The 1276-nt window shown below is 62.7% G+C and carries 1 protein-coding gene; it reads left to right on the plus strand.

Translation table 11 applies throughout. The features are described 5' to 3' along the window. A partial coding sequence (locus AC629_RS47540) for a phage tail protein (protein ID WP_168195761.1) occupies positions 1 to 1276 on the plus strand: 1276 nt, incomplete at both ends.

The following is a 1276-nucleotide window of genomic DNA, read 5'->3' on the forward strand; positions in this document are numbered from 1 at the left end:
CGGTTGGTCGGCTTCGCCGGCCATCGGTGCCATCCTGCAATTCGAGTATTGGGATGGCACGGCCTACCACCCGTTCGGGCTCCCCTTCGCTGTGGATGCCAGTACCAAGAACATCACGATCGCACGGCCCCCGGCGCAGGAAGCCACGACCACGTTGATCCGCCTGCGGCTGATCTCGGCGCCGTCGTCCGCCACCACGTTCAACGGGGCCGCGCCGGTCGTCTATCAGGAAACCAGCGGTGTTCCTGTGGCGCGGGTTCGCCCGTTCACCTTCTCGAACGAGCAGACCTATACGGCTGTCCTCACGCCGGGCTTTGCCGACTTCTACCGCGACGGCGCCTATGTTGGATCGTCCATCACGGCTTCGTTCGAGGATCACATTCCGACGCAGGACACGCCGCAGCGCTTTGACACGATGCTGATGTTCCACCCCGCGGTGCAAACGCAAAAGATCATGCGCGACGGCGCGGACAACAAATGGACCGTTACGACCGCGCCGTTCGAGAATATCGCCAACGTCGACCTTGGCGGCACCTACACCAATCAGGTCGCGGACGTCTGGATGATCATCCTCCGATTTCCGGAGTCGGGAGCGGCGCTCGTGCTCTCGATCGACGTCAACGGAGAAACGGCGGTGTGCGCTACGGACTGGCCCATCAACTGGACCAGCTTCGCCGCGCAGATCAAGACCCAGATCGAAGCGACCGGCTCGATCGCGCCAGGGATCACAGTGACGCCGGGAACGGCCTCGGCAACCTCCCAGCAGATTGTAATCACGTTCACGGGTGACGGTAATCTCGGCAACGTCAATTCGCTGTCGGCGCAGGTCGTCAACACCACCGATGCGGCGGCAACCGTTGCGCATCTCACTATCGGTGATCCCGGCGGCGAGCCGCTGATCTCTAATACGCGCGGCTACGCGGCAAGCGCGGCGTTCTATCAGGACCGTCTCGTGACCGGCGGCTTCCAGGGCAAGAAGAGCGCATGGCTCGCCAGCGTCACCGGCGAATATTTCGACATGAACGTCAAGCTGACGGGTCCCTCCGGCGCCGTGCTCGCCAACCTCGACACGGACGGCGCCGAGCAGTTGCAGCACATTGTCCGCGACAACTACCTGCTGTTCTTCACGTCGGATGCTGAATACTTCGTGTCCGATCGTGCAATCGACCGGACCAAGCCGCCGAACATCGTCAACTCGTCGCGCTACGGCTCCGCGCCGGATCTTCCCGTTCTCGCCAACGAGGGCGAGATCATCTTCGCCTCGCGCAACAAAGCT

It is taken from the genome of Bradyrhizobium sp. NAS80.1, assembly GCF_001908205.1.
Classification (GTDB): Bacteria; Pseudomonadota; Alphaproteobacteria; order Rhizobiales; family Xanthobacteraceae; genus Bradyrhizobium.